The organism is Paenibacillus oleatilyticus (genome assembly GCF_018998565.1).
Taxonomy (GTDB): domain Bacteria; phylum Bacillota; class Bacilli; order Paenibacillales; family NBRC-103111; genus Paenibacillus_G; species Paenibacillus_G oleatilyticus.
Genome location: NZ_JAHNZO010000007.1, coordinates 178204 through 191588, shown reverse-complemented (window position 1 = coordinate 191588; position 13385 = coordinate 178204). Strand labels below are relative to the sequence as shown.

Annotated in this window: 10 protein-coding genes; 3 read left to right on the top strand and 7 right to left on the bottom strand. The window is 55.3% G+C overall.

The genetic code is table 11. The features are described from left to right. Positions 1–364: 364 nt before the first annotated feature. The 4 genes from KQX66_RS11795 to KQX66_RS11780 form a co-directional block, all read right to left on the bottom strand. A complete protein-coding gene (locus KQX66_RS11795; protein WP_216792652.1) occupies positions 365–1693 on the bottom strand; it encodes an ABC transporter substrate-binding protein in 1329 nt (442 codons plus the stop codon). 206 nt (positions 1694–1899) lie between these two features. After that, complete coding sequence (locus KQX66_RS11790) at positions 1900–3507, bottom strand: response regulator (RefSeq protein ID WP_216792651.1); 1608 nt, start codon at positions 3505–3507, stop codon at positions 1900–1902. After that, positions 3482–5299 (bottom strand): sensor histidine kinase, encoded by a 1818-nt coding sequence (locus KQX66_RS11785; RefSeq protein WP_253957086.1) that lies wholly within the window; start codon positions 5297–5299, stop codon positions 3482–3484. The genes KQX66_RS11790 and KQX66_RS11785 overlap by 26 nt, the downstream gene beginning before the upstream one ends. Positions 5300–5402: 103 nt before the next feature. Continuing rightward, positions 5403–7379: an alpha-amylase family protein gene (locus KQX66_RS11780; RefSeq protein WP_216792650.1), complete on the bottom strand. Its 1977-nt coding sequence runs from the start codon at positions 7377–7379 to the stop codon at positions 5403–5405. 225 nt (positions 7380–7604) lie between these two features. Between KQX66_RS11780 and KQX66_RS11775 the strand changes: the two genes are divergently transcribed. Further along, positions 7605–8468 carry a helix-turn-helix domain-containing protein gene (locus tag KQX66_RS11775; protein ID WP_216792649.1) on the top strand — a complete coding sequence of 288 codons (864 nt, stop codon included), beginning with the start codon at positions 7605–7607 and terminating at the stop codon, positions 8466–8468. Here the strand turns inward: KQX66_RS11775 and KQX66_RS11770 are convergent. Then, entirely contained in the window at positions 8416–9102 is a 687-nt protein-coding gene (locus KQX66_RS11770) for a zinc dependent phospholipase C family protein (protein WP_216792648.1), read from the bottom strand. The genes KQX66_RS11775 and KQX66_RS11770 overlap by 53 nt on opposite strands. A 609-nt stretch (positions 9103–9711) precedes the next feature. Between KQX66_RS11770 and KQX66_RS11765 the strand changes: the two genes are divergently transcribed. Both KQX66_RS11765 and KQX66_RS11760 read left to right on the top strand, forming a co-directional pair. After that, on the top strand, positions 9712–10695 hold the full coding sequence (locus KQX66_RS11765; protein WP_216792722.1) for an ABC transporter ATP-binding protein: 984 nt from the start codon (positions 9712–9714) through the stop codon (positions 10693–10695). Further along, positions 10688–11632: an ABC transporter permease gene (locus tag KQX66_RS11760; protein ID WP_216792647.1), complete on the top strand. Its 945-nt coding sequence runs from the start codon at positions 10688–10690 to the stop codon at positions 11630–11632. The genes KQX66_RS11765 and KQX66_RS11760 overlap by 8 nt, the downstream gene beginning before the upstream one ends. A 59-nt stretch (positions 11633–11691) precedes the next feature. Here KQX66_RS11760 and KQX66_RS11755 read toward each other — a convergent pair whose 3' ends face one another. Together KQX66_RS11755 and KQX66_RS11750 are read right to left on the bottom strand one after the other, a co-directional pair. Continuing rightward, a complete protein-coding gene (locus KQX66_RS11755; protein WP_216792646.1) occupies positions 11692–13008 on the bottom strand; it encodes an FtsW/RodA/SpoVE family cell cycle protein in 1317 nt (438 codons plus the stop codon). Next, positions 13005–13337 carry a PadR family transcriptional regulator gene (locus KQX66_RS11750; protein ID WP_216792645.1) on the bottom strand — a complete coding sequence of 111 codons (333 nt, stop codon included), beginning with the start codon at positions 13335–13337 and terminating at the stop codon, positions 13005–13007. The genes KQX66_RS11755 and KQX66_RS11750 overlap by 4 nt, the downstream gene beginning before the upstream one ends. Positions 13338–13385: the final 48 nt, after the last annotated feature.

Genomic DNA, 13385 nt, shown 5'->3' with positions numbered 1-13385 from the left:
CTCCTCCAGTGGATACTCCACCCTCCATGCATCTTCGTTTGCATAGACCTTATCAAGCCTAAGTTTTCCTGAAGGGAAAACTATAATCTTCACTGAAATAGCCTGAAGCTTTCCATTCGGAAAGCTGGCTTTTCATAATTACTTTACTTTTCCGCGAGGAAAACTAGCTTTTATAGTTCAGCAATTCTCCAATAATAGTAGGTGGGGTATATCCCGGAAGAGTGCAACGTCCGCCTTTGAACCCCGCGAAAACACCTCTACTTTTAATCAAAACTTTCGCGGGGTTCAAGAGCGGCTGGAGGGATATACCCCACCGGTCTATGACGGAGAATTAACCTACAATACGAAGCTGGTTTTCCACCGCCTACTTCTTGTTCGAATCGACAAAGCTCTGAATCGTATCCGCCGTCTTTTGCGGAGGGTTGCCGGCGAACATGCCTTGGACTTCGTTGCGCACCTTGTCCTGCAGCTGCATGATCGGGCTGTACTCCTCGATCTCGCCTTTGAAGTCTTTGGCGGTGCTTTGCGCCTTAACGTACTCTGCGGTGACCGGATCGACCGGAGCCGAACCCGAATCCATTTTGACCGGATAGACGCCGCCCTTCGTTTCCGTGAGGAAATACTTGAATGCATCGACGGAGGTCAGGAACTTCAGCAGCTTGATCGTAGCGTCTTTTTTCGCACCTGTGACATCCTTGGAGACGGAGTAACCCCCTGCACCGCCGAACCAGTTGTCCTTGAATTCCGGCTTGTCTTTGTAGCCCGGGAACGGAATGACCCCGATTTTGTCGGCGATCGGAGAAGCGGCGATGGAGGAAATGGCCCAGACGCCCTCGAACATCATCGCACTCTTGCCGCCGAGGAACATGCTCGTAATCGCGTTGCCGTCGGTCGTGACCATGTTTTTGCCGAAAATGCCTTTATCCTGCCAGTTTTTCATCGTTTGCAGCAAGGAAACCATATCGGGATCGTTCCACTTCGCTTTGCCGCTCATTAAGTCTTCCGTTTTCTGGAAGCCGTATTTTTTCAGCGCCAGATTCGTCAGCAAGTGGCCTCCGCGGAAGTTGTCTTTGTCGGCCATCGCCATCGGCACAACATCGATCGCTTTGAATTTGTCGGCGACCGCCTCGAAGTCCTCGATCGTTTTCGGCGGCTCGGCGCCGACTTTTTGGAACAGCTCTTTGTTATAGTAGATCGCGACGCTGTAGAACTCGTTCGGTACGCCGTACGTTCCCGGCAGGTCTTTGTATTTCCATGTGTCGAACAGCGGCAGGAACGAGTCGGCCCACGCTTTGTCTTCTTTCAGGACGGGATCGAGGTCCATTGCGATGTTTTTCGCGTAGTCTTTAAATGCCACTCCGCCGTAGTTCATCCAAATTTCCGGGACGCTACCCGTCGCCACGGCCGTTTTGAATTTATTGTTGAAGGCCGCCTCGTCGTTCAACGATTCGTCGACTACCGTAATATCCGGGTTCTTCTCCATAAATTGCTTGAGCAGGTTCTGGAACGCCACGGACTTCGGATCGGTACCGGAAATACGCGTCAAGATGCGGATGCTGACTTTGTCGCCGCTTTTGCCGTCGGCCTTGGTGCCGGTATTGCCTTGGGCGGCGTCATTCGAACCACAGCCGGCTAGCAGGCTTGAAGCGGCGAACAGCGATGCCAGCCCCAGTGTAAGCGCTCTTTTTTTCATGTGTTAAGCAACCTCCCCATTTTATGTTTTGATCTCAACTGCTGTTTGTCTGTTCGACATAGTGTCATTATAAAGGGCGCCGCTCGCCGCATGAATGCAATATCTTTACGCCACCGGGAATATTTTTAACATTCCGCGAACATTCCATGCAAAAAAAGACCGCACCCGTTCGCACAGCGGCATTAGCGGGGCCGTCTTCGACAAAATCATTCGCGGGAATCGCTCCCGGTAAACCGGGAAGGCGGCACGCTGAAATGCTTTTTAAAGCATTTGCTGAAGTAATGAGGGTCTTTGTAGCCGACGGATTCGGAGACAAACAGCAAATTTTTGCACCCGTTCTCCATCATTTCCTTGGCCTTGTTGAGCCGCCGCCTCGTCATGTACTCCACGACGGAATAACCGGTTTCGTTCTTGAAAATACGGCTCAAATAGCTCGGATGAACGAAAATGCTTTTGGCAATCGCGTTCAAGTCGAGGTCCGGGTCGGCATATTGCCCGTCGATAAACTGCTTGGCCTTATCCACGAGCTTGGCCGGCGTCGACTGCTTCAAGCTGTGCGTCTGTTCCAGCACCCGGCCGAACAGCGCCGCCGCCCAATCTGCAATCTCCTCCATCCGCTCCAGCTCGTCTACCAGCCGCACCGGATTAAACGTGTCGCCCCCATAAAACGTCATGTCCAGCTTGCTTTCGGCGGCGTACAGATTCAGCGTCGCAACCAGCTCGTAGACGGTCATGTATAGCGTATCCAACGACAGCTTTTGCCGCACGATCCCCTCCAGCCACTGGCGCAGCTCGTGCTCCACCGCCGCCTTGTTGCCCAGCCTGAGCTGGACCATCAGCGTCTCCCGGATAAAGGACAGGTCCGCTTTCAACGCGGGCTTCGGCAAGCGCTCGAACGGGATCACCCGGTCGCCGCCGAGGACAGTACGATGCTTGCACGCCAGAACCGCCTCCTTATACGACTGTGGAATGCCGCCGGGGCCTTGCGCAATATGGCCGATGCCGGCCGTCACGGTAAACTTCAAGAACCGTCGTACCGCTTCCACCGCTTCCGCTCCCCGCCGCTCCAGCCACTCCTTCTCCCGGCTGCCGCCATCATGCGGATGCACCAGCAGCACCGTCCGGTCGTCGTCATCCAGCGTCAGCTCACACGCCCGAAGCCCGCCGAACAGCTCGCCGACGATGTTGAATACGGCGAACCGCTTCCATGGCGGCTGCTCCTTCCCGTCTCCCGGAGATTTGTCAATCGAGAACACCATGACAAGCAGCGCATCGTCCCGCAGATTCGGGCAAAACTGCCGCCATTTGTCCGAGCTGTGTTCGGGTCCGCTGGGTCCGGTGCCATCCAGAAGGCTCTGGATGAAGGTCCGGCGCAAAATCGTGTTGCTTTCCCGGACGCTCTGCCTGAAATCCTCCTGCTGCGAATGCCGCGCCATGTCCTCCCGGATTTTGGCCGACATCGCGGTTAACACCTGCGTCAGCTCCTCCATGTTGACCGGCTTCAGCAAGTAATCGGACACGCCTGCCTGCAAAGCCGTTCTTGCATAGTCGAAGCTCCCGTAGCCGGTAAGGATGATGATGCGAAGCTCGGGAAACCGGTGCTGCGCCGCCTTTGCGAACGCCAAGCCGTCCACGATCGGCATGTTAATGTCGACGATCGCCAGCCGGATCGGCGCATGCTCAAGCAGCAGCAGCGCCTCCTCCCCGTTCTCGGCCTCCCCGGCGATCTCGAAACCGAGCTCCTGCCAGTCGACGCCGACCTTCAGCCGTTCCCGGATCAAATATTCGTCATCGACGATCATCGCTTGAATCATGCGGTATCCCCCCGTTCTCGATCGCCGGCAGTGTTATGCGGACGGTCGTTCCTTCCCCGGGCACGCTGTCGATCTCCAGCCCGTACTCGGGACCGAAATAAAGCTTGATTCGCTCGTCGGTGCTCTTCAGCCCGAAGCTTTTTGTCCGGTAATGCCCGGGGTCCGACTTCAAAATTTGCCGCAGCCGCTGCGGCGCAATGCCTGTGCCGTTGTCGCTCACCTCGATTCGCACCTTGCCGTCCAGAACATGCGCTTGGATGCGGATCAGTCCTTTTCCCCTTTTATTTCGAAGCCCGTGATTGATCGAATTTTCCACAATCGGCTGCAGCAGCAGCTTGATCGTCGAGTACTTGTACACGTTGTCGTCAATCTCGAACCGGGAATCGAGCCGGTCGCCGTAGCGCACCTTCAAGATTTCCAAATACGTTTGCGTAATGATAATTTCATCTTCCATGGAGATGATATGGCTGCCCTTGCTGAGCACGCCCCGGTAAAACAGCGCCAACTGGTTCACAATGTTCACGATGTCCGCATTCCGCTTCAAATCGGCAAGCGCGCAGATGCTCTCCAGCGTGTTGTACAAAAAGTGCGGATTAATTTGCGACTGCATGACGGCGAGCTCGTACTCTTTTTTCTTCTTCTGCTCTTCCACCATGTTTTCCATGAGCGTTTTGGTGCGGACGACCATTTTGTTAAACTCTCTGGCCAAAGCGCCGATCTCGTCGCGCTCCTTCAGCTCGAGCCAGACGTCGAGGTTGCCCTCCTGCACGCTTTTGACCGTTCTTTTGATCTGATTCAGCGACCTCGTAATCGATCTGGCGATAAGAATGGTCAAGAGGATGGCCGAAATGACGAAAATGAGGCTTAAATAAAAGGTTTTTTCCATCAAAATCTGGTTATCTCGGGTAATTTCCTTAATCGGCACGATTCCGACAATAATCCAGTTCAAGCGCGGATAGGTGCGGGCAACGACCAGATTGTCCTCGCCGTTCAAGCTGAACGTCCGGCCGCCCTCATGCCCGATCACCCAGGAATAATAAGGCTCCTGTCCGATGGAGGCGTAAAGCTGGCTTTTGTCGCTGTGCGAAGCGATCGTGCCCTGCTTGTTGACGATAAAAATTTCGCCGCTATGCCCGATATTGATATGGGCGAATTGATCGGCAATGTACCGCTCGTCGATGGAAAGCTGGATCACTCCAAGAGGACTCCCGTCCTTGGCGGTGTTGAATTTCTGAAGGAGCGAGACGACAGGGTGAGCTCCCCCTTCCTTCTCATAGTTGCTTTTAGTCGTATCCTTCCATACGGGGCCGTAAACGGAACCCGAGAAGGCCCGGACATATTCGTCGTTGACGTTCCGGACGTTCTTGAGCCCGCCGGAATCGTACAGGTTGCCGTTGCGGTCGTAGATGAGCATAGCGTCGACGAACGTCTTGGAATCGACGATATCGGCGAGAGCGTTCGAAACCTCAACCGAACGGTTGTAATTTTCCAGCGGGTCGGAGGTAGGCGAGGCGCTCAGGTAGCGCTGCACGCTGTTGTTCGTAATCGCGATTTTGGAGTAGTTTTCCGAATTGTCGAGGATGATCTCCAGCTTCTCCGAGACCAGCCGCAAATTTTGTTCCGTGTTCTCGATGGCCTTGTCGATCAGTATGGCGGACGAGACGCGGTACGTAAAGACGGACAGCAAAATCAGCAGCAAGGACAGGACGGTCATAAACGAGCGCGTGATCTTTTTATTGACGGAAAGCGAGTAATAATAGTCCAGTACGCGGTTTTTCATAGCTGTCAGCAAGCCCCGTCACCTCTTCCGCAGTAAGCGCTATCAGAGTTTCATTATAGGACAAAACGGAGGTGCATTGGAACACCTCCGGAATTGGTAAAACCTTGAAGTTGTCTTAGTCTTGCAGATCGATGACGACCATCTGATGGCATTCGAGCTCGGGCAGCGTATACTCGATGCCTTCGGCGCCCGGTCTGTAATCGAGCGGCGTCCCTTGCGGGGCCAGATACACGCCCTTCACCCGCCGTCCCGGCAAACGCAGCTTCACATCGACGTTATAAAGCGGAACGATGTCCTCGATGATCTCGACGCCGTCCCCGCGCTTGACCGGCACCGCGTACAGCAGATGGTTCACGAGACGGCGCTCGACCTGCTGCTCCTGCAGCGTAACGATCCCCTGGGCGGGCAGGCTCGTTGTCAGCGTCTTGTCCGGCAGCAGCCGGTCCAGCGCGTAGAGCACGATTTCTTTCAGGAACAGGCTGCCCTTCGTCGCATAGTCCTCGAAGACGCTCCAAGCGATGTAAATGCCGCTGGCGCCTTCCACCATTCCCGGGCCGCCGTCGTTCATCGAGCTGGGCGTATGCTGATGCGACGAGAACGTAAATACTTCCCGGTTAAAATAAGGATCTTCGCGCCGCCCCAGCTCGGTTCCGCCGTCCAATGCGATCTTCTGCCCCGCAGCGTACATGACGAACGACGCTTCGCCAAGGCTGCGCAGCGGAAACTTCGGGCGGAAATAATCCGGCTTGAACGGATTCTCGCCGACCCGCCGCACGCCGAAATCGATGGCGAAATCGCGCTCCTCCGCATCCAGGCCGGACTTGCCCGAAGCGAGCAGCTTCCCGCCCTGCCGGAGAAATTGCTCCAGCTTCACGCGCAGCCGGTCCGAGATCAGCACGTAATCCGGCAGTATAATGACTTTGTATTGGTCGAAATCAGCGTCCGGATCGATCACGTCGAACAAAAATTTGCCTTCTAGCAGCATCCGTACCGCCCCGGCATCGGAATTGCCCGTGAACATTGCGCCGCCCATCTTGTCCACGCCGACCGATTCGACGGACAGCAGCCCGATATCCGCGATCGCCGTCGTGTCCGCGCACCACGCTTCCTTCCGCTCGACCTCGGCATACGCTTGGCCGATCAGCTCGTAAGTGGCCGGGTCCATCAGCCCTTCGGGATGCAATTGATCGCCGATGGAGCAGCGAGCCCCGTTCGCCAAGCTGAGCGCCGTTTCGTAGCGCAGCGCATTCGGATGCTTGTAGCCGCCGAATTCGCCCCAGAACGTGTGGAATTTGCCGGTCATGCCGAGGAAATCCATCCCGAGGAGCTGCACGTAGCGTGCCGACAGCGGGAAATGATCGTAGCCCCAGCCGCCGGTCGGCAGCGATTCCAGCTCCAAATGCGTATTCATCGCCGCCAAGTCCCGGCGTCCCTGCGAGATATGCCCCGCGTTATGGAATATCGGCATCTCCGGCTTGATCGCATGGATCGCTTCGCGAATCCGCTGCGTGTAATTCGCATAAATCCGCTCGCCTTGCTCGACAACGTGCCGCTTCTCACGGGGGTCTTTTCCTTCCCGACGCAGCATGGCTACGCAGGTATGACAGTAGCAGGTGCGGACGCCGACGATGTCGAGGAAAATCCCGTCGGCATCGTACTTGCGTACGACCTCCTCCACCTGGCCGATCATCAGATCGAGATAAGGCGAATTCAAGCAAAACTGGTGATACCCCGGCGTCATGAACCCTTTGACCCAGTTCGTCTGGTCGTTCTCGTCCCGCATCAGCCACTCGGGATGGACGCGCGCCAGCTTCTCGTCGAAGCCGACCGACAAGTAGACTGGCGTCTTCACGCCGATCTCGTGCGCCGCTTCGATCTGCGCGCCGAGCAGGTCGAAGTCGAGATGCGGGTGAATCTCGTTCGTCTCGGAAGGAAAATACGCCCAGCCGTGGTGGCATTTTGCGAACACGGTAATCGAGTCGACGTGCCCCCGCTTGAGCATTTCCTGGAACTGCGGCTTGGAGAACTTCCGCCCGATATGCGGGATCATTTCAGAGGTGTGGAAATCTAAGTGTACTTGTCGGAATCGCATCGTTTGGCGACCTCGCTTTCTTGGTATAGGTGAGTTAAGCCGCTGTGCGGCTTTATTCATCGGGTGGTCTAGTCGGCGTGTTCCATCGCCTTCCAGCCTCCTGCGCTTTTTCTTTTGTCGGGGTTATTGTATCATTAGGACGTTGGGAATGTATTTGAAAGGCCTTCCATCGATTTGTACAAAATTCCGCTATTCGCGAGAACCTGACGCCCGGAGGAACCCGAGATGAAGGATTTGGCAGACATCGCTCCGTTTGTGCGTTCGGCGGCTCCTTATACGTATAACGGCGGCGAGCATGAAGGAACAAGAGTCGGCTATACGTTCGCTTATCACCTGTTTCTGGACGGCCGCGGAGATGTCATCGTGGACAACATCATGTATTCCGTGGAAAAAGGCACCCTGATCTTCATCCGCCCGGGACAGGTGCATTCGTTTCATCATAAGCCCGGCTTTCCGCTCGATTCCTATAACATTTACTGCGATTTATGGGGGCGGCATCCGGTTCCGGAGCCGCGCTTTGCCTTTTATCCCGATCCGCCCAACCGGTCGATGTTGACTCGGCAGGAAGCCTGCCCCGAACTGGACAAGTTTCCGACCAAAATGTCGCTGAGCCCCCACCCGCACCTGATTGAACTGTTTGTGCAAATCGCCAGATCGGAGGACGCCCCTTTTTATGCGGAAGCGATCACGGGATCGCTGATGCGCGCGTTTCTGCTGCGCTGGTACAACAGCATCAAAAGCGCCGCACCGAACGATTACCGTATCCTGCAAATTATGGAGGAGATGGAGCGCCATCCGGAGCGCCGCTACTCGTTCGAAGATTGGTGCCGCAAATGCCGGCTGAAAAAGTCCTACTTTTATAAGCTGTTCAAGCAGGAAACCGGCATGACCCCGAAGGATTACCTGCTTCGGATGAAAATGAAAAAAGCGGCCAATTTGCTGCTGGAAAGCCGGCAGTCGGTCACATCCATTTCGGACAACCTCGGCTACGATTCGATCCATTATTTTTCCAAGCAGTTTGCCTCCTTTTATGGGATTAGTCCGACAGCTTTCCGCAGCCGGAACAGTCTGCCGCGGGATTCGGGCTAGCGGCCGGCCGAAGCTCGCCAATTTGGGGCTCCATCACGTGCTTCAGCAGGAAGGCCATACACCGGTTGACCGATGCTTCGATATAGTGAAAAACCTCGTCGTGCCGCAGAAACTCCAGTGGCTCATGCGCCGCCGTTTCGTCATAATCGAAATCTTTATCCAAATCGTCCAGCAATGACGCAACGGATTCCGCACTGATTTCGTCCATGATCACTTCGGGAATCGGATGCGGGTTCCGCTGCAGCCCATATCGCGCAATAATGACACCGTTAAGTCTCCGAAAGTCTCTGTAGCTCATGTTCCGCACCTCGCTCCGTTCCTCTGCCGACAATGACCGCACTTTTTGAAAATACATATCCGCCGACCACACTTCATCCGCAATCAAATGACATAAATAGCCCAAGTAAAAAGGCTCCCGTATCCGCTCTTTGTACTTTTCAACAAACCTCAGGTAATTAATGCGACGTCTCCCCGTTGGCTCCCTTTCGACAAAGTGGGTAACCTCTTTGGTATGGTTCATTTCATGAAGACCGTCCGGCGCAAGCCCGCCAAGCAAAAAATCGCTGTGGTCTTCGATGGAAAGCTTTTGTGCAATCCGATGGCCTATGCAGTAATGCATGATTCTCGAGCCCATGCTCCCTCTCTCCTTCTCTCTCGTCTACAATGCTATCGTCTCCTTTTCTTCCATTTACTTCAATTGCAATTGGATGATGAATAGCTGATAATTAAATTACTTAACTATTCACCTTGCCTTATGATTCAGACAGACAATCGGACGGGTAATGACGACTATCTACGGCCCGATGGCTAAGGGACCGCTAGACGCGCCGTTACAAAATCTTAACACCAAGACCTATTGTCCTGCGCTACAATGAATCTCACAGGCTAGGAAAGGGAGGGAAGCTCATGAATTTCACACTGAAGCAACTGAAGTATGCGCTCTTAAGTCTGCTGCTCACGTTCGCTCTGATTGTGACCTACCAGCATGTGCAGCCGCTCTGATTCCGATACATGTATACAATTAATCATGATATAGCTTGGTAAGGACCGGGGGCCGCTCCGGTCCTCTTCGTCGTTGCGCCCCCCTTTTGCCAGTGTTCCTGAATTTAAGATGTTGTTAAGAATTTCCTCCGCTCATTATTAAGATGTCCCGGCTATACTGGGGTTCGATCGGAAGGATATCGTACGGAGGGGATATGGTTTGAACAGGCAGGCAGAGCATGCTATAGAAAAAAAGCGCCCGATGGAACAAACGGGTTCCGGGGCATGGAGGAACCAGCCGCCCGTAGTGCAGATTCGCGGGCTTACGAAAACGATCCGGGGAAAGGCGATCGTCAACCGGCTCGATCTGGAGGTGCGGGCCGGCGAAATATTCGGTCTTCTCGGCCCGAACGGCGCAGGGAAAACGACGACCATCCGCATGATCGTCGGTCTCATCGGTATGTCGGGCGGGGAAGTGCTGATCGACGGCCTCAGCGTCAAGCGGCAGTTTGAAGACGCCATGAAGCGCGTCGGGGCTATTGTCGAAAATCCGGAGATGTACAAGTATTTGTCCGGCTACCACAATTTGCTGCATTTTGCGAGGATGCACGAGGGCGTGACGAAAGCCAGAATCGACGAGGTCACCGAGCTGGTCGGCTTGAAGGAGCGGATTCGCGATAAGGTCCGCACCTACTCTCTCGGGATGCGCCAAAGGCTGGGCGTCGCGCAAGCGCTGCTGCACCGTCCGAAGGTACTGATCCTCGACGAGCCGACCAACGGCCTGGACCCTGCCGGTATTCGGGAGCTGCGCGATTATTTGCGGCAGCTGGCCCGGACGGAAGGACTGGCGATTATCGTTTCCAGCCACCTGCTGTCCGAGATGGAGCTCATGTGCGACCGGGTCGCCATCATCCGCCAAGGCGAGTTGATCGACGTTCGTCCGGTACGGGAGCTGGCCGCCGGGCCCTCGGACGCCAAGCTCCGCGTCGTCTTCGAGGTAAACGAACCGGCAAGCGCGCAGTTGCTGCTCGCCTCTTCGTATCCAGAGGCAGCCTTCCAGTGTACCGGTCCGGAACCCGGTGGGACGCCCGAAGGCGCCGTCGAAGGCAGGCTCGCTAGACGGGGCATCCCTTCCGCTGTGCGCACGCTGGTGCAAGCCGGCATCGAAGTTTACGGCATCCGCAGTTCGGGCCGGACGTTGGAAGAACAATTTTTGGAGTTGACGGGAGGGGAGCGGCATGCTTAGGCTGATGCCTTTGGTGCAGAACGAATCGATGAAAATTTTCCGCCGATGGCGAACCTGGGTGATGGCCGCGAGCTTGATCGTATTTATGACGCTCCTGTCCACCGTCCAATTTATGGATAAGCCGCTTGATCAACGGGACTGGAAAACCCGGCTCGCAGCAAACATTCAGCAGACAGAGCAGATGATGAGCGACGCGCGGATGGGGGAAGGACAGAAGCAGCGTCTTCAGGAAAGCATTCTCCGCGACCGGTATGCCATCGAGCACAACATTCCCGTCAACGAACGCAGCCTGTGGACTCCCGTCACGCTGGGAACAAGCTTGATCACGCTGATCACGATCTTCACAATCGTCGTCGCGGCAGACAACGTCGCCGGGGAGTTTTCGGGAGGTACGATCAAGCTCATCCTGATCCGGCCGGCCAAACGGTGGAAGGTACTGCTGAGCAAATATATCGCCTCCCTCGGATTTGCTTTATTTCTTATGGTTACCGTTTTCGCCGCAAGCTGGCTTCTCGGCATCGGCTTCTACGGACTCGGCGCGCTTCATCAGCCCGGTCTCGACGTAAGAGACGGCATCGTTGTCGAGCATAGCATGGTCGGTTCCCTGCTTCAAACGTATGCGCTGAACAGCGTTTCCCTCGTGATGATGGCGACGTTCGGGTTTATGATCTCCACCGTGTTCCGGTCGAGCTCCTTCGCCATCGGTGGCTCCATTGCCCTGCTCTTTGTCGGAACGAGCATCGTGCACGGGCTTCGCGAATACCCATGGGTCAAGTATGTGCTGTTCGCCCACCTTGATCTGACGCAATATCTGAGAGGGAATCCGCTGATCGAAGGGATGACCCTCGGCTTCTCCGTTACGATGCTGCTCGCTTATTTTGCGCTGTTTATGGCGCTGTCGTTCTTCATCTTCGGCAAGCGGGACGTAGCCGCTTAGATATGCGAAAAGACGCCATCGTCCCGCTGTGCGGGGTGCGACTGGCGTCTTTTTTGCCGTCAAAAGGTCCTGCCGAGGCGGATCATGTCCTTCCGCCGGTAAACGCCGAGAACGAGGCCGACGACGGCCATCTCGACCAGCGTATGGGTGCCGCCATAGCTGACAAACGGAAGGACAACCGAGGTAATCGGCAGCAGGCCTAGCGACATGCCGATGCAGTAGCCGAATTGCGCCCCGATGATGGAAGTGGCGGCCACGATCAGCATTTTGCCGTATGTCTCGCGGACCTGACCCATCGAATGGAGCAGCCGGGCTACGAAATATACGGCGGCGACTGCAACCGCAATACCGACGCCCCAACCGAAGCTGTAGACAAGATAAGTGAAAATCAGTTCACTATGTACATAGGGCAGCTTCGGATTGACCGCCCCGAATCCGTGGCCCCACCAGCCGGCGCTGCTCAGAGCCTCTTTCATTTGGATATACATATACCCCGCACCCGAAGGATCTCTGTCGGGATTAAGAAAGGCTAACACTCGCTGACTCAAGTAATACCGGATCAAGAACGCTCCACCCAGAAGAAGCAGTGTTCCTCCTGTTTGCAGCAGCGCAAGCCACCATTTACGGGTAACGACCCCACATAATATCCCGTAGCTTACCAGATAAAATAGAAGCGTCGGTAACGAAGGCACCATAATATAGAACATGACCGGTACGATAACAAAAGCAAGCATCGATTTCAGCCAAAAATGACGCTTCTGCCCCCGCCAATCGAGAAGCAAGCCAGCCGCCGCAGCGATGAATAAATAAGAAGTAACGGTTGTCAAATCTATTGAAAATCTCCAAATAGACAGATAACTTCTCGCCCCGTTCACCTGGTTTCCGAACAGTATTACGTAAATCATGCCGAAGGCAGCTGCACCATACATAAAGAGCGACCAGGCCTTCAGCTTCCGGTAATCCATAAAATAAAATACCAGCAAAACCGGCAATCCTAGTGCAATGAATCGCAATTTACGAGTTGAGAAATAATCGCCATACACATTAGGGTGCATCGCCGCATAGCTGGACTCGATGCTGTACATCGCGAAGACGCCAAGCCCCAGAAACGCGATCAAACCGAGCAGCAAGCCCCAATGTATCCGCGGCTTGTGAATGCGATGCAATTCCCTGCCGACCGCTACCGGGTCGCCCATCTGTCGGATCGCCCAGGCGACCGCTTCCTCCCGGCTCGCGCCTTCCGCTTCCTTGTCGAGTACCAGCTCCTCCAAGTGGCTTTCCAGCTCCCGCCGGATGTCCTTATGCAGCTCCCTTGCCCGTATCTGCGAGCAAACGCTGCTCAAATAATCCCGCACGTTCTCGTGCTCGCGGATCATGCTTTTCCCTCCCCCAAAACGAGATCGACCGCGTCGCGGAACTGCTTCCACTCCGCCGTTTTCTCCTGAAGATGCCGCTTGCCGGCCTCGGTGATGCGGTAGTATTTGCGCTGCCGTCCTTGCGCCTCTTCCCAGTACGCCTCGACCCAGCGCTCCGCCTCCATGCCGTGCAGAATCGGATACAGCGTCCCTTCCTTCAGCGAAAATATTCCGCCCGAGCTCTTCTCCAGCTCCTTGATCAGCTCGTACCCGTACATATTGCGCCGCCCGAGCAGCGTAAGAATCATCGTCCCGGTGCTTCCTTTCAGCAGCTCCTTGCTGAGCTTCATGGCAGGGCGCGCCTCCTTTCCAAGCCTATGCTGTCATTCGAATTTTTA

Excerpts from the sequence above, each read along its gene's own strand:
- KQX66_RS11795 (WP_216792652.1), bottom strand. The coding sequence starts at position 1,693 with ATGAAAAAAAGAGCGCTTACACTGGGGCTGGCATCGCTGTTCGCCGCT.
- KQX66_RS11790 (WP_216792651.1), bottom strand. The coding sequence starts at position 3,507 with ATGATTCAAGCGATGATCGTCGATGACGAATATTTGATCCGGGAACGG.
- KQX66_RS11780 (WP_216792650.1), bottom strand. The coding sequence starts at position 7,379 with ATGCGATTCCGACAAGTACACTTAGATTTCCACACCTCTGAAATGATC.
- KQX66_RS11775 (WP_216792649.1), top strand. The coding sequence starts at position 7,605 with ATGAAGGATTTGGCAGACATCGCTCCGTTTGTGCGTTCGGCGGCTCCT.
- KQX66_RS11770 (WP_216792648.1), bottom strand. The coding sequence starts at position 9,102 with ATGGGCTCGAGAATCATGCATTACTGCATAGGCCATCGGATTGCACAA.
- KQX66_RS11765 (WP_216792722.1), top strand. The coding sequence starts at position 9,712 with ATGGAACAAACGGGTTCCGGGGCATGGAGGAACCAGCCGCCCGTAGTG.
- KQX66_RS11760 (WP_216792647.1), top strand. The coding sequence starts at position 10,688 with ATGCTTAGGCTGATGCCTTTGGTGCAGAACGAATCGATGAAAATTTTC.
- KQX66_RS11755 (WP_216792646.1), bottom strand. The coding sequence starts at position 13,008 with ATGATCCGCGAGCACGAGAACGTGCGGGATTATTTGAGCAGCGTTTGC.
- KQX66_RS11750 (WP_216792645.1), bottom strand. The coding sequence starts at position 13,337 with ATGAAGCTCAGCAAGGAGCTGCTGAAAGGAAGCACCGGGACGATGATT.